Raw genomic sequence first — 20,216 nt, 5'->3', positions numbered from 1 at the left:
AAGCGAGAAGACGCGACCGTGGAGCGGCGCGGGCATGCAATCGAGGACTTGGAAAGATGGATCTGGGCTTGACCGACAAGGTCGTTGTGGTGACTGGCGGTGCTGCCGGCATAGGTGCAGCAATTTCGCTCAATCTGGCTCGGGAGGGGGCAGTACCTGTCATCTTTGCGAGGACGCCGCCGGAGCCGCCCTTCCTCGAAGAATTGGCGGCGTTGAGCCCGAGATCGGGCTGGGTGAGCGTCGATCTAACGCGCGACGATCGGTGCGTCGCCGCAGTCGCGGAAGCGAGAGAAAAATGGGGCCCCATCTATGGTTTGGTGAACAATGCGGGGATAAATGACGGTATCGGCTTGGATGCCGGTCCTGCAGAGTTTCGAGCATCTCTCGATCGCAATCTGGTCCATTACTACACCTTGGCGCATCTGCTCCTTGAAGATCTCAAGCAAACACGTGGGGCTATCGTCAACATTTCATCGAAGACGGCGTTGACAGGCCAGGGCAATACGTCTGCCTATGTGGCAGCCAAGGCTGGGCAACTGGGACTGACCCGGGAATGGGCGGCTGCCTTGGCCCGATTTGGTGTGCGGGTCAATGCCGTTATTCCGGCTGAAGTGATGACACCTCTTTATTCGCGTTGGCTCAAGACCTTCGAGGACCCGGATGCCAAACTTGCAGAGATTACATCCCGCATTCCTCTTGGCCGCAGAATGACAAAGGATTTCGAGATTGCAGACACGGTGGTTTTCGCCCTGTCAAATCGGGCTGGTCATACGACGGGTCAATGGCTGTTTGTCGACGGTGGATACACTCATCTTGATCGCGCCCTTTGAAAAGCAATCAAGCACAATCTAGGCGGCGCTAAATGCAAGTGATCTCCATCGGCGAATGCATGGTCGAGTTGCAGCAGAGCGACAACGGTCTTTGGCGCCAAGGCTTCGCGGGCGACACGATGAACGTAGCCTGGGCCATGCGCGCACTCCTGTCGTCCGAATGGCAGGTCCATTATCTGACGATGATTGGGACGGACAGGATTTCCGACCAGATGTTAGATTTCATTGCATCGGCCGGCATCGAAACGCGACAGATTGCCCGTCACCCGAAACTGATCCCGGGCCTCTACACGATCGCCAATGACGCGACCGGTGAGCGGTTCTTCACCTATTGGCGGTCCAGTTCGGCCGCTCGCCACTTGGCGGACGACCCGGAATGGATCGCAGGAGCTGTCTCATCCGCTGGCCTGGTCTACCTCTCCGGCATCACCCTCGCCATCCTTGAGCCCGACCGCCGCAAGGCCCTTATCGAAGTATTGGGTCAGAGGGACGATCGCCCGTTCCGTGTCGCTATGGATCCCAACATCCGCTCGCGCCTCTGGGAGAATGCGACCGTCATGCGAGAGACAATCACGGCCGCCGCTTCGGTCTGCGATATCTTGCTGCCGACCTTTGATGACGAGGCGGCGGGGTTTGGCGACAAAACACCCGAGGTAACCCTCAAGCGGTACTACGCTCTTGGAGCGGGCGAAGTCATCGTCAAGAATGGAACACATCCTACCCTCTTCCATGAGAAGTGCCTGGAAGGCGCTGTTCCGGTCCAGCCATCTGCAAGCGTCGTGGACACAACGGGTGCGGGGGATAGTTTCAACGGGGCCTATCTGGCAGCGCGCCTGCGCGGCGAACGAATACGGGACGCAGTGCGAAAGGCGCAGTCTGTTGCGGGGCGGGTGGTTCAGCAGCGGGGTGCGCTCTGCGATATGCAGCAGCTTCGAAATGCGTACTCCGACGGTTGTTGACAGCAGATCGCCCAGCGCCAGAGCCGAAATCGGGACGCGAGCCTATGTTCGACCGGCTTCCGCTAATCGCTCGAGTTGCGGAAACCAGAGTTCAGGCTGGGACTGATGCACCCAATCCAGAAATGCCCGGACCCGATTCTGGATCTTGATCGAGTGGTTCTGGGCGATGTCTGAAAGTCGGTGATTGAGGAAGGGGTTATCGAACCGCTCCATAGTCTGGACAACGTACGCTTCTGCCTGATCGCCCATATCGTGTGCGAAGAACCCGGGTATGACTTCGTCCCGATAGAGCGTGAGAAGACCATTCCGGATCCGCGGAACTGACAGCATTTCACGTACGGTCTCGTCAGGCTTGCGCTGCTGATCCAGCCACTGCGCAGCAAGCCAGGTATGTCCGAGATTCAGGATATGAAGCTTCAGCCGCAAGAAGGGGGTGAGATCATCGGTGTAAACGACACTGGGATGAGCGAAGGGCTCGACAAACTGTGGAACACGCCGAATAGCCCAAAGCGCATAGGGCTCCGCCACGGCCCCCACGGGATCCAGGGGCTCCGAAACGATCCGGTCGACGAGTGTGTCGCAGATCGTGACGGAATGCGCGAACCAATCGAGGAAATCCTGACGCTCATTCCAATCGCGCCCGAGTTGGAACAGGATGCGGCGCAACTCCTGGCCGTTATTCGAAATAAGCTCGCACGGCAGGATGAGCAACGGAGCGGCGCCTCTGTCGTAGCGATTGCGAAGGAGGCGCAAGAGTTTCGCGGGAAAACTGGCAGGAGGCGCGCCTGACAGGACTAGGCCAGGGTCCCTGTCCTCGTCTGCTACCGAAAAGCCCAGTTCGCCCACGTTACTGACGACGATATCGGTTTCTTCGGCGAAGATGCGCTCGACCAGTTGCCAGTCGCAAGAGGCGTCAATCGCACGGCTAACGCTCTTGACCATTACCTGTCGTTCTATCGTTCGTCCGGCCTCTAGGCCGCGAATGATCACCGGAAATCCCGAAGGATCGGCAAAGGCACGGACGCGTCCCGCGCGTTCGGCTCCGGGGGTGGACTTCACTATGGTTATCGGACCAATCTGCTGACCGGCCTCGCGCGCTTCATGGACAAAAAGATCCACATGAGCCTGCAGAAACCTGCTGGTCCCGAACTGAAGAATTCGGCGGTTCATCCGTCGAAAGAGACCATGGCCTTGATCAGGCCGGTCTTGTCCTTGGCCCATCTCGGCAGGTCCGCGCAGACCTGCGAAAGCGAGGAGCGATGTGTGATAAGGCGATCGACGTCGGCCCGTCCGTCGCGGATTGCCGAGATGACGTGATCGAAGTCCGTTTGCGTGGCGTTTCGACTGGCCATCAACGTCATCTCGCGGCGATGGAACTCTGGGTCGTCGAAACTGATCCTGGCCTTGAGAAGGCCCACCAGAACCATCACGCCGCCATGGGCGACATAGGAAAAGCTTGCCTCCATGGACGCCTGATTTCCTGTCGCATCAAAGACCACGTCAAAGCCGTCTCCATTGGTCGCGTCAGATAGCCGAGATGCGATCTTGTCTTCCGACCGGATGACATCCTTGATTCCGATCGCAGAGGATACCAGGGCAAGGCGGTCTGGATCTTGGTCCACGATCGTGACCTTCGCCCCGGCAATCTGTGCAAAGATTGCAGCGCCGATACCGATTGGGCCGGCTCCAACAACCAGCGCTCGGGTTCCGGCACTGACGGATCCGCGCCGGACGGCATGGGCCCCGATAGCCAGAAATTCTACTGAGGCTGCCTGATCCTCGGAAAGCCCGTCTGCGCGGATAAGATTGCGTTCCGGCACGTTCAGAAAGTCCGACATCCCGCCGTCGCGGTGAACGCCAAGAACGGCTATGTTCATGCAGCAGTTGGGCTTGCCCGTCCGGCAGGCGTGACATGTTCCGCAAGCAATGTACGGGTTGACCGCGACGAGTTGCCCGACCTGCCATTCGCTCTCGGACGGGCATGCTTCGATCACTCCGGACAGTTCATGCCCGATCACTCTTGGATAGGTCAGGAACGGATGAAGGCCCGAATAGATATGATAGTCGGTTCCACAGATTCCGGCTCGCCTGATCCTCAGCTTCACTTCGCCCGGCTGGAGGGGAGCGCTTGTCCGTTCTTGAACAGTGATCCGACCAGGCGCCTCGCAGACGACCGATCTCATGGTTGCGGGCACGACCAAACTCCCAAGCCGATTCTCCTTATGCTGAATTCACCCAAGAATTCGGTCTGCTGCGTTAGGTGAAATGCGGATTTCATCCCGCTTGCATGTCTTGGCCGGCCCCGAATGACTGGTCCGTCTGCGATCTTAGTGCATGACGAATCCATGCGCTACAACTGGGTGGCCGGCGAAGCGGCTCCGGATGGCGAAGCCCGCCACTGAATGAGCTCGGGAACTGGTGGGCGATGTCCCGGTGCCAAGTGCGCGCGGCCTAAGCCGCCGGCAGATGCAGGCAGGCACACAAGCCCTTTCCTCCGGCTCCCGCCTTTAGGTCAAGATGGCCGCCGAACAGCGCGGCGATCTCGACCACCACGGCAAGGCCAAGGCCCATGCCCGGGCCAAGCGTCGCGCCCCGTTCGAAGCGTGTTGTGACGGCACCACGCGTATCTGCAGGAATGCCCGGGCCGTTGTCTTCGACCTCGACGCACAACGCGTTGCCGTCACGACGCAGGCGGACGGTGACGACCGCGCCTTTGCCCGCGTGAAGGATCGCGTTGGACAAAAGGTTCCGCAAGGCTTCGGACAGGAGAAGTGGCTCGGCGCGGATCGGGGGGAGAGCCTGATCTTCTGACTCGAATCCAAGGTCTATCCCCGCGTCGGTCGCCGCCGGAATATGCTCTGCGGTCAGGTCGCGGGCGAGGGTCGTCGCGTCGACCAGACCAAGTGCCGGCCGGGTTCCCCCTGCAGCATCGACCCTTGCGAGCAGCAAGAGCTGCGCCAGAACTCTTTCGGCATGGCCAAGTGCCGCATCGCCCTTCGCGACCGCATCTCGCGCGGCGTCGATCGTTGGGGCGCGGGCTGCGAGCGCGAGTTGGGTCCTGACGATGGTCAAGGGTGTACGCAGCTGGTGACCGGCATTGCCAGTAAAGTTCCGCAGCCCATCAAGGGAAGCCTTGAGCCGGGCCATGAAGGAGTTCTCCGTTTCAACCAGCGCCCTCACCTCGGAGGGAACAGCGGTGTCTAGGGGCGAAAGGTCGTCGGGGCTGCGTTCCGCAATCGCTTCGCCCAGCCGGTAGAGTGGGCGCAGCGACAAGGTTACCGCGATCCAGACGATGGCGGCTGCGCCCGCGATCATCCCGAGCAGGCGGAGCGCCGATCGAACAAGGATCGCCTGTGAAAGTGCCTGTCGCGCGCCCGTTGTCTCGGCCACCGTCACCACGAATGGCAACTCGTCGATCCCGGTCGATGTCGCCCGCGCCAGGCTGGCGACCCGCACGGGCGTTCCCTGCAATTGGCCGTCCGCAAACGCCGGTGGGCCGCCTTGCGCAGCTTCGGCAACCGGCAGATCGGCATAGCCGGTGACCAGTTCGCCCGTCGGCCCGTCGACGCGATAGAATACGCGGTCCTGGGCGGCGGAACTGAGCATTTCGAGTGCCCCATAGGGGATGTCGATCGCAAGGTTCCCCTCGCTGTCGAGACCGGCATGTTCAGCGATCACCAGCGCCGATCCCGCCAGAACCCGGTCGGCAAGATCGTTGGCCGTCCGCACAGCCTCGCGCCAGGTGTCGACCAGCGCGGCGGCACCCATTACGGCGGTTGCGATCAGAAGCCAGGCAAGCAGGCGCGCTCGCAGCGAGAGCGGCTGGCCTCTCACGTTTCGGTCCGGTCGAGGAAATAGCCAATCCCGCGCGCGGTCTTGACAGTGAGGCCGGAGGCGGCGAGGCGCTTTCTCAGGCGGCTGACATACTGCTCGATCGCATTTGCAGAAAGCTCGTCTTCCAGCGAAGTGAGGGATTGAACGATGGCTTCCCGCGCCACCACCTTGCCTGCGCGCAGGATCAGGAGTTCGAGCAGGCTCCGTTCGCGCGCCGGCAGGTCCAGCGGCTGATCCGAAAGGGCGAAGCTGCGGCCGGTCAGATCGAAGCTCAGCGAGCCAAAACTGATAGTCGATGTCTTGAGCCCCGCCTGCCGCCGCAGGAGCGATCGAACCCGCGCCTCGAACTCGCCGATGTCAAAGGGCTTGATGAGGTAGTCATCGGCTCCAAGGTCGAGGCCTTTCACCCTTTCCTCCGGCGCGCCCCGTGCCGTCAGGATCATGACTGCGGCGGCGTTCCGGCGGGCCCGCATGGCGCGCAACACTTCCAGGCCATCCATCTGAGGCAGGTTCAGGTCGAGCACAACGAGGTCGAAGTTTTCCGCCGCTGCCAGAGCCTCGGCCGAGGCGCCGTCATTTACAACGTCCACGGCATAGCCCGTATGCCGAAGCAGGGCTGCAAGGCCCTCGGCAAGCGACAGGTTGTCTTCCACCAGCAGGATGCGCAAACTGGTCCCTCCTTGGGTCCAAGCCTAACGGGCGTCAGCAACCTTGTGAACCAAGAGGTGCTGCTGCAAGCTGCCGGGCATGTGCCTTGGGGACCTTCGCTTTCTGCTTCTTGTCATCGGCGCGGCCTTTGTCGCGCCCGGATCGGCGCTGTCGGGGGAGGTGGCCGACTTTCCTGCTCCTGCCGGGGGCGCGGCGCGGCAGATGGTCGTCTATTCCTCGCTGGACACCGATCTTGCGGCCCCACTGGTCGCGGCATTCCAGGTCGCACATCCGGACATCGCTGTGCGCTACGAGGATCTGCTGACCGGCGAGCTGCATGACCGCATCGTCAAGGAAAGCCGGGCTGGCGGGAAGACAGCGGATTTCGCCTTTTCCTCGGCCATGGACCTTCAGGTGAAACTGGCGAATGACGGATATGCCCGACCGGTCTTGACGCCCGACACCGCAGACTGGCCGGCCTGGGCCAATTGGCGCGATACGGCCTATGCGCTGACCTTCGAACCGGCAGTTTTTGCTTATCACAAGCCAAGTTTTGTCGGCCGGAAGGTGCCCGATACGCGTGCCGATCTGATCGCTTGGCTGGGCGAGAATCCGGCAGGGGTCCACGCGCGGATCGGCACCTATGACATTACCCAGTCGGGGGTGGGTTACCTGTTTCTTGCACGTGATCAGGAACTCTATCCGGGAATCTGGGCTGTAGTCGAAGCGCTTGGCAAGGCGGATGTGCAGCAGTTTGCCACCTCGGGCGACCTGCTTGACCGGATCGCGGACGGCCGGCTGATCTTCGGTTACAACCTGCTCGGCTCATATGTGGCGGAGGCCGCGAGGCAGCATCCCGAAGTCGGACTGGTCCTGCCGAGGGACTTCACCGTCGTCGTCTCGCGTGTGGCTCTTGTGCCGACTGCCGCAGCATCGCCCGACCTTGGCGCCGAATTCCTTTCTTTCCTGATGTCGCCCGAGGGGCAGAGCCTTCTGTCTCGCGAGCTGCGGCTGCCTGCAGTCAGCCTCGAGGTGGCGGGGCGAGGCGGGTCTTCCGGGGGCGCGATGGACATCGGCACGATGAAGCTGCGTCCTGTGCCCGTCAGCCCCGGTCTTCTGGCCTATCTCGACCAGGCGACGCGCAAGCGGCTGATCGATCGCTGGAATGATGCCCTGGCCGGGAACTGATCCTGTCTTCCGATTGTTTTTTCGCGAAGTGCGTCGGATGTCAGGTCCGTGACAGCTTTCTGTGCTGGAAACGTGTTGTGCCTGTGGAGGCAGGCAAGGCATCCGCGCTTTGGGAGAGGCGCGGGTCAATCGCAAGAAACAAGGACGGATCGACGCCTTCACCGGCGGGCGATCATGTGCGGAGGAAAACATGAAGACTTTCATTCTTGCCGGCCTGATGGCTGGCCTGACCGCCCTGCCTGCGGCGGCGGATTACACGATCATCGCACCGGCAGCGCCGGGCGGCGGCTGGGACCAGACCGCACGCACCATGCAAACGGTGATGCAGGGCGAAGGCATCTCGCCCTCTGTCCAGGTCCAGAACGTTCCGGGCGCGGGTGGCACCATCGGTCTTGCCCAGTTCGCAAGCCAGTCCGCCGGCAATCCCGACGCGCTGATCGTCGGCGGCTTCGTCATGGTCGGTGCGATCCTGACCAACGCCTCTCCGGTGACGCTTGCCGATGTTACGCCGATTGCCCGCCTGACCGGCGAATACGAGGCGATCGTAGTCCCGGCAGCGTCGCCCATTGCCGATATCAACGGGCTGATCGAGGCGCTCAAGGCCGATCCCGGCGCAGTCAGCTGGGCCGGCGGGTCTGCGGGCGGCACCGACCATATCGCCGTCGGCCTTCTTGCCAAGGCGGCGGGCGTTGATCCGACGAAGATCAACTACATCGCCTATTCGGGCGGTGGCGAGGCACTGGCCGCCATCCTCGGCAATCAGGTAACTGCGGGCGTCTCGTCCGTCGGCGAGTTCGAGGAACAGGTGAAAGCCGGAACGCTGCGCTTGCTGGCCGTGACGGCGCCAGAACGGATCAAGGGCGTCGATGCCCCGACGCTGAAGGAATCCGGGCTGGACGTCCAGCTTCAGAACTGGCGCATGGTCGCAGCAGCCCCGGGCCTGACCGACGAGCAGAAAGCAAAAGTCTCGGCCGACATCGAGAAGATGGTGAAATCCGAAGCCTGGCAGAAGCAGCTTGCCGACAAGGGCTGGTCGGACACCTATCTTGCCGGTCCCGCCTTCCAGGAACAGCTTGCGGCTGACATTGCCTCGACCGAGGCCGTGCTCAAAGCCATTGGCCTGGTGAAATGAGCCAGGCCGATCAGAACAACCAGCGCCGCGCCGACCGCGCGGCGCTGGTCATCGCTCTGGGTCTGGCGCTGTTTGGCGCCGTCCTGCTGTGGGACAGCGCGCGACTGGCCGATCTGGGAGGCTATTCCGGCGTTGGACCGGCCAGCATGCCGCGGATCATCGGTCTTGCCCTGCTCGGGCTGGCGATCTGGACCGCAGCCGAGGCCTGGCGCGGTGACTTTCCCGAACGGCCGGAACAACATGCCGGGCCGGTTCTCTGGGTGGTCGGGGGCCTTGTCGCCCAGCTTCTTCTCTTGAACGTTGCCGGCTTCTCGATCGCGACGGGTCTCCTCTTTGGACTGACCGCGCGCGGCTTTGGCAAGCGCAACCTGGCTCTGACGGTTGGGATCGGCATCGTCCTGTCCTTCTTCGTCTGGGCCGTCTTCTCGCAACTTCTAAGCCTGCATCTTCCGGCCGGTCCGCTGGAACGTGTCTTCTTCCCGAAAGGCTAAGCCATGGGCGCTTTCGAGTTTCTGATCCAGGGCCTGGGAACGGCTCTCCAGCCCGCAATGCTGCTTTACGCCCTGATCGGGGTGACACTTGGCACGGCGGTGGGGGTTCTTCCGGGGATCGGCCCGGCGCTGACTGTGGCGCTTCTATTGCCGGTGACCTATCACCTCGACCCGGCGGGATCGCTCATCATGTTCTGCGGTATCTACTACGGCGGCATGTATGGCGGATCGACCACTTCGATCCTGCTGAATACGCCTGGTGAAAGCTCATCGATCATCACGGCGTTGGAAGGGAACAAGATGGCGCGGGCGGGCAGGGGCGGACCAGCTCTTGCGACCGCAGCAATCGGCTCCTTCATTGCCGGGCTGATCGCAACACTTTTCCTGGCCTTCCTGGCGCCCTGGATCGTCAAGGCTGCCCTGGCCTTCGGACCACGCGAATACTTCGCCCTGATGGTGCTGGCCTTCGTGACCGTCTCGTCAGCCTTCGGAGATTCCACTCTGCGCGGGCTCACGTCGCTCTTTATCGGATTGGGCCTTGCCTGCGTCGGCATCGACCAGCTGACCGGTCAGGCACGGATGGCCTTCGGCGTGCCAGAGTTGCTGGACGGGGTTGAGGTCACGACGCTCGCCGTCGCCATGTTTGCCGTGGGCGAGGCGCTCGCAATCGCAGGTCTTGGATCACGTGCGGCAGATGAGGTGATCCCCGTCAAGGGTTCGGTCTGGATGACAGCGAAAGACTGGTCGCGGTCCTGGAAACCCTGGCTGCGGGGCACCGCCATCGGTTTTCCCATCGGCGCCATGCCGGCGGGCGGAGCCGAGATCGGTACCTTTCTATCCTACGCGACCGAAAAGCGTCTGACCAAGCATCCCGAGGAATTTGGCAAGGGTGCGATCGAAGGTGTCGCAGGCCCGGAAGCCGCCAATAACGCCTCTGCTGCCGGAACACTCGTGCCGCTTTTGACGCTTGGCCTTCCGACCAGCGCGACGGCAGCGATCATGCTTGCCGGTTTCCAGCAATTCGGCCTGCAACCGGGGCCGCTTCTGTTTGCAACGAACCCGACGCTCGTCTGGGGCCTGATCGCGAGCCTTCTGATCGCCAACGCCATGCTGCTGATCCTGAACCTGCCGCTGATCGGCCTCTGGGTCCGACTGCTGACAATCCCGCGTCATTGGCTTTATGCCGGCATCCTGCTGTTCGCGACGCTCGGTACGATCGGGGCAAACCCCTCGACCTTCGAACTGGGCATGCTGCTTGGTTTCGGTCTGCTGGGCTATGTGATGCGGCTCTTTGGGTATCCGATCGCGCCGGTCGTAGTCGGGCTGATCCTGGGACCGATGGCGGAACAGCAATTGCGCCGGGCCCTGTCGATCAGCCAAGGAGACTGGATGACTTTGGTGCAGTCTCCGATCGCGGCAATACTTCTTGGCATCGCCGCATTGGCCTTCATCGTGCCGCTGATCTTGCGCCAGAGCGGCAAGGGTGAAGTGTTGTCGCAACTGGCGGGGGATGAGGACTAGTCAGCCCGCATGGGGTTCATCCCATGCGATGGAGACATGGCTGGACTGCTCTGGCGCCTGTTGTCGGTCGGGCCAGCCAACCCAATCTTTCCAGCATCGTCAATACGATGTTCGAAAGGGGCTTCACATGTCGCAGGTCTTTCACGCCGCCCTCAATCTCTTGATGGTTTTCGGTGCAGCGGTCACAGCGTCCGCCGCAGCCAAAGCGCATCGCCAACCAGTCACCGCCGATCTTCGTCGCCTGGGCGTGCCGCAGGACGCTTTCGCCCGTATCCGTCTCTGACCGGCTTCGGACCTGTCTTGCTCACGTGCTGGACTGCAAGCGGAAGCGCAGCTCTCTTGGCCTGCAGCGCGGGACTTCATGCTTTTCCTCGAGACGGCGCCGTCGCTAGACACCCGTTGCTGCGAATGCTGCAAGCAATAGGGGCGTTTCGGACTGAACGAGACCTTGCAGTTCGGCGACGCGAGCCGGTGTGAAATGGCCAGCCTTGTCGAGCAAGTTCACCGTTCCTGCGACAACCCCGTCCTTGAGAACCGGAATGTTCAATGCCGCTTCGCACCCAAGCGAGTTGATCAGGGCATGATCCGAAAAATAGACGGCGAAACCAGCGGTGTCGTTCGCGACGAAGGGCAGGGCCTTTTCGAGGACTTGGATGCTCCAAGCGTCCGATCCGATCGGCTTTGTTCCCGTCACGGGATAGGCTTCCGGATGCGACGAATAGCAACGCCGCGCCAGCCCGGCTTTCCTGTCAACAACGGTGACCGTGAACAGGATCACCCCCGCCCGCTGGCAGAGGGAGTCAAAGACGGCAGCAGTATAATCGGACATCGGGCGCGCTTCTCGAAAGGACGGTTCTTTCCGATCTTTCCAGACCGGATTTCCTTGCGCTAGGGGCGTTCTTCCTTGGCAATCCAGCGAATGGCCTAGGAACTGGCTTGCATCGACGCAACGCGGAGGAGGGCTCGGAGCAGAGCCATCGAAACCGTGGGGGCCGAGCCGATCCCGATCACTTCGTCGCTGTCGCGGGACGAGGTTTCGCGCAAGGTGCAACGCCAGTGGCCATCTGGTTCGTGCGCTTTCCCCGTCAGCTGGATCGTCCACAGAGGCAGACATTGATCGACCATGTGAAGAACAGTCTCCGTGAGGTCTGCTGTCCGATCGGTTTCGAGTTTCGCTCTGGGGAAAACCTGCTGCAACACTGCCCTTGCATCTGCGAGCGTCCCTTCGTCCAGAGCTCCCACACACGCGGCCTTTTTCGACAGTGCCTCGATCATCGCCTTGCTCATGTCGTCATCCCCCTCTTTCCGTATCAAGACAAGTCCGCCTGCCTCCGTTCGTCGTTGATCAAGGTCAATACCATCGCGGCGCCGATGCCTCACACTCAATATCGAAATGTGAGCATGGGAGAGCGACATGGTTTCCGCATCGGCTGCGTCTCGTCCAGTTCTTTGGTTCGAAGACCTGTCACTCAATGATACCCCAATCGTCGGCGGCAAGAACAGTTCGCTGGGCGAGATGGTCCGCCAACTTGGCCCGAAAGGCATTCGTGTCCCGCCTGGCTTTGCCACGACGGCGGATGCCTACCGCGCCTTCCTCGTCGCCAACGACCTGAACGCGGAAATCGCGGATAACCTCCGCCGCTTGCAGGAGGGCAAGATCACGCTTCATGAGGCGGGGACGACCATCCGCAGCCGGATCGCCGGAGGAGATTGGCCTGAATCGATCCGTGCCGCGATCGTCGAGAGCTACCGGGAACTGTCCCGCCGCTCCGGCTCGGATCAGGTTTCCGTCGCCGTGCGTTCAAGCGCGACAGCCGAGGACCTGCCCGATGCGAGCTTTGCCGGTCAGCAGGAAACCTTCCTCAACGTGCGTGGCGAGGAAGCACTCCTCGTTGCCTGCCGCCGGTGCTTTGCGTCGCTCTTTACCGACCGCGCCATCACCTACCGCCAGCTCAAGGGCTTCGATCATCAGAAGGTGGCCCTGTCGATCGGCGTCCAGCGGATGGTGCGATCAGACCTAGGCGGATCGGGCGTGATGTTCTCGATCGACACGGAGTCCGGCTTTGACAAGGTCGTTCTGATCAATGCCGCCTGGGGGCTTGGTGAAAACGTCGTTCAGGGTGCGGTGAACCCAGACGAATACGAGGTGTTCAAGCCGCTTCTCGCTCGACCGGAGCTTGCGCCGATTGTCGAGAAGAAGCTCGGCGGCAAAGAAAAGAAGATGATCTATGCCGGACGATCCGGCGGAGAAACACGCAATGTTCCGACCTCGAAGGCGGAACGCGAGTCCTTCGTGCTTGGTGATCCCGAGATCCTCGAACTGGCGCGGATGGCGGTCACGATCGAAAAGCACTACGGCAGGCCGATGGACATGGAATGGGCGCGCGACGGCGAAACCGGCGAACTCTTCATCGTCCAGGCGCGTCCGGAAACCGTGCAGTCGCGTGCTGATGCCGGGGCGCTGAAATCCTACAAGGTGGCCAATGCAGGCAAGCCGATTCTTGAGGGGCTTAGCGTCGGAAGTGCCGCGGCGACGGGGCGGGTCAGCCTGATCGAAAACGCCCGCGACATCGACCAGTTCGTCGACGGCTCAATTCTCGTCACCTCGACAACTGATCCGGACTGGGTGCCGATCATGCGGCGCGCCTCGGCAATCGTGACCGACCACGGAGGCCGCACATCGCACGCGGCGATTGTCAGCCGCGAACTGGGTCTGCCCGCCATCGTGGGGACAGGCAACGCCACGCATATCCTCCATGACGAGCAGGAAATCACCGTGTCTTGCGTCGAGGGCGAGGAGGGCGTGATCTATGAGGGACTCGCCGATATCTCGGTCGAGGAACTGAGGCTTGACGATGTTCCCCGAACGCGGACGGGCATCATGCTCAACCTTGCCAATCCGAGTGCGGCCTTCCGTTGGTGGCGGCTCCCCGCCGATGGGGTGGGACTGGCCCGTATGGAGTTTGTCGTGAATTCGGCGCTCAGGGTTCATCCCATGGCTTTGGTCAACTACGACCGTCTGAAGGATGTCGAAGCCAAAGAGCAGATAGCTGCTCTCACGCGTGGCTACGACGACAAGACCCTGTTCTTCGTCGAGGGGCTGGCGCGCGGCCTCGCGCGGATTGCCGCGGTTTTCTACCCCAAGCCTGTCATCGTCCGCATGAGCGACTTCAAGACCAACGAATACGCAGAACTTCTTGGCGGGCGCGAGTTCGAACCGGTCGAGGAAAATCCGATGATCGGGTTCCGCGGCGCTTCGCGGTATTATTCGCCACGCTACAAGGCGGGCTTCGCGCTTGAATGCCAGGCGATCCGTCGGCTTCGGAATGTTCTCGGCTTCGACAACGTGATCGTGATGATCCCGTTCTGTCGGTCTCCGGCCGAAGCTGACAAGGTCCTCGCGGTCATGAAGGAGAATGGTCTTGAGCGCGGTCGGGACGGGCTAAAGGTCTATGTGATGGGGGAGATTCCGTCGAACGTCATCCTGGCCGAGGACTTCGCCAAGCGGTTCGACGGCTTTTCCATCGGCTCGAACGACCTGACGCAACTCACGCTCGGTGTGGACCGTGACTCCGAGGAACTGGCTTCGCTCTTTGCGGAAACGGATCCTGCAGTGCTGTGGATGATCGAAAGCCTGATTTCGCGGGCCCACGCCGCGGGTTCGAAGGTGGGCCTGTGCGGCCAGGCCCCCAGCAATAACCCGGCTTTTGCCCGTCTTCTGGTCAAGGCGGGCATCGACACCATCTCGGTCACACCTGACAGCTTCCTGGCCGTAAAGAGGCATGTTGCGGAAGGCGAGAAGCACTGACCTCAGCTAAGCGGCAAGGGTAGGTCCTGCGGCTGGTAGTCATCCGCAGGACGGCCATTCTTGCGGCTATGTTGCCTTCTTTGGCCGTTAGGGACGCTCCGGCAGCCGGTCACCCCGGAGGGCCGGTGTGGCGCAGACCTTGGGTGACAGTCTAACGAGGTACCCTGCGGCGTCGCTCTCACGAATGCGAAGGCGATCCGCACCGGGATCCGCGGTCGTCAACTTCCGCAAGGTAGTGGTCAATCGGTTGCGCCCCCTACGGATGGCTTCGCAAACGTGCGTCCAAGGAAGGCGCTCCTGGCCTCCGTCAACATGGCAGGAATGACCGCCTCCTGGCACCTTCAGCTTTAGTGGATGGTCGGCAATCAGCGTAGCTTTCGAAGCTGGATGCGACGGCTGGATCAGTTCCTTCCGGACGCATTGTTCGAGACATTTCTTGGGAGGACCGAAGATGAAGACCGGAATTTCGAGAACATTTCGCAATGCAATGTTGCTGTCCGGCGCATTTGCGGTGGCGTCCGTCGGTCCCGGCTTTTCAGGCGTAACGATGACAAGCGTGTCTGGGGACAGCAAGCCATCGGACTGCGGATCGGCCAAGAAGGCGGATTACTCCATCGAACTGAGTGGCAGCCTTGCGGGATGCTGGGCGACATTCGTCAGCCACTACAACTGTCAGGAAATGAACGGGTTCTCTCTTTACACGGAGATCGGCCGCGAGGAGTTCGACGGAAAGCTCGAAGGCGAGGCGATCAAGTTCGATACCCAGTACACCTTCACTGGCATCTACCCGAAGGGTTCGTGCCCCGCCCCGGCAGCCGAAAAGGAAATTGTCGGCGGATGCAGCCACCACGTTACGGCGGACGGCTTGATCGGCATGATCCGGTTCTACGACGTGATGCAAGGCGAAGGAGCGCCACACTACTTCTACGAAGGATCGCTCAGCCGCGGTTAGTTCAGTTCAGGATGATGGAGGAAGTCGTGGCTGGTTTGCGTCTCTCTGCCGTGTTGTTCTTTGCGCTAATTCCTCATCCGAGCCTTGCAGACGGCGACGCTGCAAAAGGCGAGGGTGTATTCCAGAACCGATGTGTCGAATGCCATGCGGTTACGGGCGACCAGGTCAAGATCGGTCCACCACTGACCGGTCTCTTCGGTCGCGTCTCTGGCAGTTGGCCCGGCTTCGCCTACTCCGATGCCATGAAGGCGGCTGGCATTGTCTGGGGGGCTGAGACTCTAACTCAGTATCTGCCAAATCCGCGGGCGATGGTTCCCAAGACCAAGATGAATTTCAACGGTCTGAAGCGTCCAGGCGAGGTGGAAGATCTAATTGCCTATCTGGCAGCAGCCACGACGAACTGACCAAGGCGGGAAGCTGCGCCGAAACTGGGCGAGTTCATGTTTTTGTCGCCGTGTATGCCGACCCCAATGGGTTCCAACTTCGGTTGCCGGTCGAGGCGGAGCGTTTGCCGACGGGGCAATGACTGCAATGCGCTAGACTTCGAAGCAGCGGTTGGGCGACAACACCAGGCGGATGCTGCAAGCGCAAAGTTGTGATGCAGCCGGAGCGGAATGTCATCGGTCAGGTGCTGGACTTCCGGAGCGGGTGGACGATTGTGGCGTCACGATTTGGACATCGCTCAGGTCAACGGCACCATGCAGCAAGACGGTTTGGCGGTCCCCGCCCCGATCGATGGTTGGACCCAGGCCACGGACTCCAGTCAGCCCGAAGACCCGCCACCATTTCTCCCTACCGAAGACGAGACAGGCGCCACACCGACGCCGCTATCGCAGTTTTTCGTCCGCAATCGAACGGTTCTGAGTGCGCTTTCGATCATCATTGTCTTCTGCCTCATGGCGCTGACGATAGATCGACTGACCTCCGAGATTCGGTATGAAGACGTCCTTGCGGCGCTCGACAGCCTGCAATGGACCGCCATCGCATGGGCTGTCATCTTTACCGCCCTCAGCTTCATCGCGCTTGCCTTCTATGACCTGAATGCCCTCGAATTCGTTGCTCGCCGGCTTCCGGTTCCATCGGTGGTGGCGACATCCTTCATTGCCTATGCCGTGGGCAACACGGTCGGTTTCGGCGCGCTGAGCGGCGGCGCAATCCGCTTCCGGGCCTATTCGCGCTTGGGCCTTTCCCCTGGCGAGATTGCACGGGTGATCGCCTTCGTGACGCTGGCATTCGGCTTGGGCCTTGTCGCGGTCAGCGCCCTTGCAACACTTGCCGTCGCGCCGCAGATCGCAATGGTACTTGGGTCAAATACCGTCTGGCTCCGGTTCCTGGCGGTCGCGGTTCTGGTGGCCCTCGGCGTCCTGCTGATCCTTGGCCGCGACGGTCACGAGGTCAGGGTCTTTGGTCATTCACTCAATCTGCCGGACACGCGTACCTCGTCGCGGCAGTTCCTGGTCTCGGCTGCTGATATCGCTGCGTCGGCTTCGGTTCTCTACGTGCTCTTGCCCGAGACGCATCTGGGATGGCCGACCTTTGTTGCCTTGTATGCCACTGCGATCGGCATCGGGGTACTAAGCCACGTTCCCGCTGGTCTTGGCGTGTTCGAGACGGTGATGATCGCAGCACTTGGCAAGACGATCGGGATCGATCAGTTGGTCGGCAGCCTTGTTGTCTATCGCCTGATCTACCACGTCCTGCCGCTACTGGCTGCCGTTGCCATGCTGGCAGTGACCGAGATGCAGCAGGTCCGCAGCAGTGCCGCCGTACGAGAAGCCGGTCAGGTGGCGGGACGGCTGGCGCCATCGCTGCTCTCCGCCTTTGCACTGGTGCTGGGGGCGATGCTGATCTTCTCGAGCGTCACACCGGCCAATGATGCGGCGCTTGTCTTCCTGTCGTATTACGTCCCGCTTCCGATCCTTGAAGCATCGCATTTTCTGTCCAGCGTGCTTGGACTGCTCCTGGTGATCGCGGCGCGCGGGATTGGCCAACGAAGCGATGGCGCCTGGGCCGTTGCGATCGGGACAGCGGCGCTTGCGCTTGTTCTGGCAGTAACCAAGGCCGTGGCGATCGGCGAAGCCGTGATGCTTGGCGTCTTCATTGCCGCGATGTTGCTGAGCCGCGCGAGCTTTACCCGACATGCCTCGCTGACAGCACAGGTGCTTGGCCCGACATGGCTGGCAGCGATTGGCGTGCTGGTCATCGCGGCCGCCGGCCTTCTGCTGTTCATATATCGCGATACGCAATACAGCCACGAACTCTGGTGGCAGTTCGAGTTTTCGGAGGAAGGCCCCCGCAGCCTTCGTGCGCTTCTCGGGCTGGTTCTGGTATCCACGGCGGTCGCGTTACGCAGTCTGCTGCGGCCAATAGCCCATCGCCCGGATCCCGCACAGGACGATGACATCAGGGCCGCGACCGAGATTGTCATGCAGCAGGATCAGGCAGACGCGAACCTGGTTCGGATGGGCGACAAGCATCTGCTGTTCTCCGAAAGCAGGCGCGCCTTCCTGATGTATGGAATTCAGGGCCGGTCGTGGATCGCGCTCCTCGACCCGATCGGGGACGAGGCCGATCATCAAGAACTGGTCTGGTCCTTCATCGAGATGGCTCGCGCCAACGCTGGCCGACCGGTCTTCTACCAGATTTCGCCACAGTTGTTGTCATGCTGTGCCGATGCCGGCCTGCGAGCGTTCAAGCTGGGCGAACTGGCTGCTGTCGACCTCGCTTCTTTCGATGTGAAGGGGCGGCGCAATGCCGGTTTCCGACAGGCGATCAGCAAGGGCGAGCGCGAGGGGCTCAGCTTCGAAATCCTTGAAGCGGAGGACGTCGCGGATGTCGTGGACCGGCTGCAAGAAATCTCTGATGCCTGGCTTGAACAGCACCAGGCGCGGGAGAAGCGGTTCTCGCTTGGAGCCTTCAGCCGGGACTATGTCTGCATGCACCCGGTCGCGATCCTTCGGCGCAATGGGGATATCGTGGCCTTCGCGACCTTGCTGCGAACCGAAACGAAGGCTGAGTTCAGCGTGGACCTGATGCGCTTCCATCCAGATGCGCCAAACGGGGCGATGGATTATCTCTTCGTCCGCATCATGCTCCATGCTCGCGATGCCGGCTATCGGTCGTTCAACCTCGGCATGGCGCCCCTCTCGGGCATGTCTCGACGCGAGGCTGCCCCGGTCTGGGACCGGATCGGAAGCACGCTGTTTGAACATGGTGAGCGGTTCTACAATTTCAGGGGTCTCAGGGCGTTCAAGGCCAAGTTCCATCCAACCTGGGTGCCACGCTATCTGGCGGTAACCAACGGAACCGGTGCAGCGCTGGCATTGATGGACATCACGCTGCTCATCAGCGGCGGAGTTCGGGGAGTGGTTGGAAAGTGATGCGCACGGGTCTTCTTGTCGCAGCCATCGCCGCCGGGCTGGCTATACATCCTTTCGCCTCACTGGCGCAGACGGACACGCAGTTCGATCTGGGGATGGTGCCTCCAGGACATATCCTGCTGCCCGAAGGCGATCTTCGAGCGAATGTCGTTCTGATCTCCGACGGTGACGGCTGGAACCAGACCGATCAGGCTGAGGCCGAAAAGCTCGCGTCAAACGGGGCTGCTGTGATCGGGATCGATTTTCCAAAGTATCTGACGGCGATGACGGCGCACGCGGGAGATTGCGTCTATACCATCTCGGACATTGAATCACTGGCGCATCAGGTCCAGCGCGCGGCAGGCGCCAAAACCCTTTCTGCTCCGATCCTGGCCGGTGTCGGTGAAGGCGGAGCGCTGGCTCTGGCGATGATCGCGCAAAGCCCGGCCGCGACGATTGGCGGGGCGATTGCCGTCGATCCCAAGGCCGGCATCCCCATTCGAAAGCCGCTTTGTACCGACGCGCCATCGGCGCTTATTGGGGATCGCGTCGTCTACGGGCTGGACAAAGCTCCCTTGCCGGCGCCGATGACCGTCCTTTTCACCGACGCTGCCACGAAGGATGCGCGGGACCACGCTGCTGATCTGGTGAAGTCTCATCCCGATGTGGATGTCCGCCAGGTGACCGGTGCCGCGAACGATGTGCTGTCGCAGGCGTTGTCTGACAAGATGGATGCAATGGGCAGTACCGAGGATCCGCTTGGTCTGCCGATCACGGTGCTTCCTGCGAAACCCAGCATGGACACCATGGCCATCATCTATTCCGGCGACGGGGGGTGGCGGGACCTCGACAAGGAAGTGGGCGGCGTCCTCCAGCAGAAGGGGGTGCCGGTGATCGGCGTAGACTCGCTGCGCTATTTCTGGTCTGAACAGACGCCCGGACAGACCGCGCAGGACCTCTCCCGCATCATCGAAGCCTATCGCAGCGCCTGGGGCGTGCATCACATCCTGCTGATCGGATATTCCTTTGGTGCCGACATCCTTCCGGCAGCCTACAATCTGCTTTCCGACGCCGACAAGGCGAGCGTGGCCCAGATCACGTTGATGGCTGTGTCGCACGAGGTCGACTACGAGGTTTCTGTCGCAGGTTGGATTGGTGTCTCAAGCGGGTCTGCGGGCGATCCGGTCGACGATATCGCGAAGATCGATCCCGGGCTGATCCAGTGCATCTATGGCACCGATGAAAGCGACGATGCCTGCCCGACGCTTAAGGGCAAGGGAATCGAACTGATCGGTATCGAGGGTGGGCATCACTTTGATGGCGACTACGAAGCGTTGGCTGACCGCATCCTGAGCTCGCTCCAGAGGCGTCTTGCCGCCCGGCTGTGACCGGCAATCCAAGACCATGGATGGGTACAAGAAGCGCCTTGGGGGCCGCGCCAAAAAAATCCGAGCAGTCACGAATTGGGGCGTCGCGCGCCCGAGCGGCAAGCAG

The 20,216-nt window shown here is 61.5% G+C and carries 18 protein-coding genes; 12 read left to right on the top strand and 6 right to left on the bottom strand.

From position 1 onward, the window contains the following. Nucleotides 1-56: 56 nt before the first annotated feature. Together L0V05_RS11255 and L0V05_RS11250 are read left to right on the top strand one after the other, a co-directional pair. Nucleotides 57-830, top strand: coding sequence for an L-fucose dehydrogenase (locus tag L0V05_RS11255; protein ID WP_234870472.1), 774 nt, complete (start codon nt 57-59; stop codon nt 828-830). Between the two features lie 32 nt (nt 831-862). Then, nucleotides 863-1,789 (top strand): sugar kinase, encoded by a 927-nt coding sequence (locus L0V05_RS11250; protein ID WP_234870470.1) that lies wholly within the window; start codon nt 863-865, stop codon nt 1,787-1,789. 42 nt (nt 1,790-1,831) lie between these two features. Here L0V05_RS11250 and L0V05_RS11245 read toward each other — a convergent pair whose 3' ends face one another. From L0V05_RS11245 to L0V05_RS11230, 4 genes are all read right to left on the bottom strand, one after another. Then, the gene (locus L0V05_RS11245; protein ID WP_234870468.1) at nt 1,832-2,959 is read right to left on the bottom strand and encodes a mannitol dehydrogenase family protein; all 1,128 of its coding nucleotides are present in this window, start codon (nt 2,957-2,959) and stop codon (nt 1,832-1,834) included. Beyond that, entirely contained in the window at nt 2,956-3,894 is a 939-nt protein-coding gene (locus L0V05_RS11240) for a zinc-binding alcohol dehydrogenase family protein (RefSeq protein WP_234870466.1), read from the bottom strand. The genes L0V05_RS11245 and L0V05_RS11240 overlap by 4 nt, the downstream gene beginning before the upstream one ends. A gap of 346 nt (nt 3,895-4,240) precedes the next feature. After that, complete coding sequence (locus L0V05_RS11235) at nt 4,241-5,623, bottom strand: sensor histidine kinase (RefSeq protein ID WP_234870464.1); 1,383 nt, start codon at nt 5,621-5,623, stop codon at nt 4,241-4,243. Beyond that, the gene (locus tag L0V05_RS11230) at nt 5,620-6,291 is read right to left on the bottom strand and encodes a response regulator transcription factor (RefSeq protein WP_234870462.1); all 672 of its coding nucleotides are present in this window, start codon (nt 6,289-6,291) and stop codon (nt 5,620-5,622) included. The genes L0V05_RS11235 and L0V05_RS11230 overlap by 4 nt, the downstream gene beginning before the upstream one ends. Before the next feature lie 79 nt (nt 6,292-6,370). Here L0V05_RS11230 and L0V05_RS11225 point away from each other — a divergent pair, with 79 nt between their 5' ends. From L0V05_RS11225 to L0V05_RS11205, 5 genes are all read left to right on the top strand, one after another. Continuing rightward, nucleotides 6,371-7,459 carry an ABC transporter substrate-binding protein gene (locus L0V05_RS11225; RefSeq protein ID WP_234870461.1) on the top strand — a complete coding sequence of 363 codons (1,089 nt, stop codon included), beginning with the start codon at nt 6,371-6,373 and terminating at the stop codon, nt 7,457-7,459. A gap of 190 nt (nt 7,460-7,649) precedes the next feature. After that, nucleotides 7,650-8,591, top strand: a complete 942-nt coding sequence (locus L0V05_RS11220) for a Bug family tripartite tricarboxylate transporter substrate binding protein (RefSeq protein WP_234870459.1) — start codon at nt 7,650-7,652, stop codon at nt 8,589-8,591. Continuing rightward, nucleotides 8,588-9,082 carry a tripartite tricarboxylate transporter TctB family protein gene (locus tag L0V05_RS11215; protein WP_234870457.1) on the top strand — a complete coding sequence of 165 codons (495 nt, stop codon included), beginning with the start codon at nt 8,588-8,590 and terminating at the stop codon, nt 9,080-9,082. The genes L0V05_RS11220 and L0V05_RS11215 overlap by 4 nt, the downstream gene beginning before the upstream one ends. A gap of 3 nt (nt 9,083-9,085) precedes the next feature. Further along, nucleotides 9,086-10,603, top strand: a complete 1,518-nt coding sequence (locus tag L0V05_RS11210) for a tripartite tricarboxylate transporter permease (protein ID WP_234870455.1) — start codon at nt 9,086-9,088, stop codon at nt 10,601-10,603. Nucleotides 10,604-10,730: 127 nt separating this feature from the next. After that, a complete protein-coding gene (locus tag L0V05_RS11205) occupies nt 10,731-10,886 on the top strand; it encodes a hypothetical protein (protein ID WP_234870453.1) in 156 nt (51 codons plus the stop codon). A 105-nt stretch (nt 10,887-10,991) separates the two neighbouring features. Here the strand turns inward: L0V05_RS11205 and L0V05_RS11200 are convergent, their stop codons facing one another. Further along, a complete protein-coding gene (locus L0V05_RS11200) occupies nt 10,992-11,432 on the bottom strand; it encodes a GAF domain-containing protein (protein ID WP_234870451.1) in 441 nt (146 codons plus the stop codon). Nucleotides 11,433-11,527: 95 nt separating this feature from the next. Beyond that, nucleotides 11,528-11,890 carry a hypothetical protein gene (locus L0V05_RS11195; protein WP_234870449.1) on the bottom strand — a complete coding sequence of 121 codons (363 nt, stop codon included), beginning with the start codon at nt 11,888-11,890 and terminating at the stop codon, nt 11,528-11,530. A 127-nt stretch (nt 11,891-12,017) separates the two neighbouring features. Here L0V05_RS11195 and ppsA point away from each other — a divergent pair, with 127 nt between their 5' ends. From ppsA to L0V05_RS11170, 5 genes are all read left to right on the top strand, one after another. Further along, entirely contained in the window at nt 12,018-14,411 is a 2,394-nt protein-coding gene (ppsA, locus tag L0V05_RS11190; RefSeq protein ID WP_234870447.1) for a phosphoenolpyruvate synthase, read from the top strand. Nucleotides 14,412-14,958: 547 nt separating this feature from the next. Continuing rightward, the gene (locus L0V05_RS11185) at nt 14,959-15,363 is read left to right on the top strand and encodes a hypothetical protein (RefSeq protein ID WP_234870446.1); all 405 of its coding nucleotides are present in this window, start codon (nt 14,959-14,961) and stop codon (nt 15,361-15,363) included. An 11-nt stretch (nt 15,364-15,374) separates the two neighbouring features. Beyond that, nucleotides 15,375-15,767 carry a c-type cytochrome gene (locus L0V05_RS11180; RefSeq protein WP_234870444.1) on the top strand — a complete coding sequence of 131 codons (393 nt, stop codon included), beginning with the start codon at nt 15,375-15,377 and terminating at the stop codon, nt 15,765-15,767. Between the two features lie 294 nt (nt 15,768-16,061). Continuing rightward, nucleotides 16,062-18,743 carry a bifunctional lysylphosphatidylglycerol flippase/synthetase MprF gene (gene mprF / locus L0V05_RS11175; protein ID WP_406565966.1) on the top strand — a complete coding sequence of 894 codons (2,682 nt, stop codon included), beginning with the start codon at nt 16,062-16,064 and terminating at the stop codon, nt 18,741-18,743. Next, a complete protein-coding gene (locus L0V05_RS11170) occupies nt 18,743-20,110 on the top strand; it encodes an AcvB/VirJ family lysyl-phosphatidylglycerol hydrolase (RefSeq protein WP_234870440.1) in 1,368 nt (455 codons plus the stop codon). Before mprF ends, L0V05_RS11170 begins: the two co-directional genes overlap by 1 nt. Nucleotides 20,111-20,216 lie beyond the last annotated feature (106 nt).

This window comes from Alitabrizicola rongguiensis, from assembly GCF_021491355.1.
Lineage (GTDB): Bacteria > Pseudomonadota > Alphaproteobacteria > Rhodobacterales > Rhodobacteraceae > Aliitabrizicola > Aliitabrizicola rongguiensis.
This window is presented reverse-complemented; position numbering and strand designations above follow the sequence as displayed.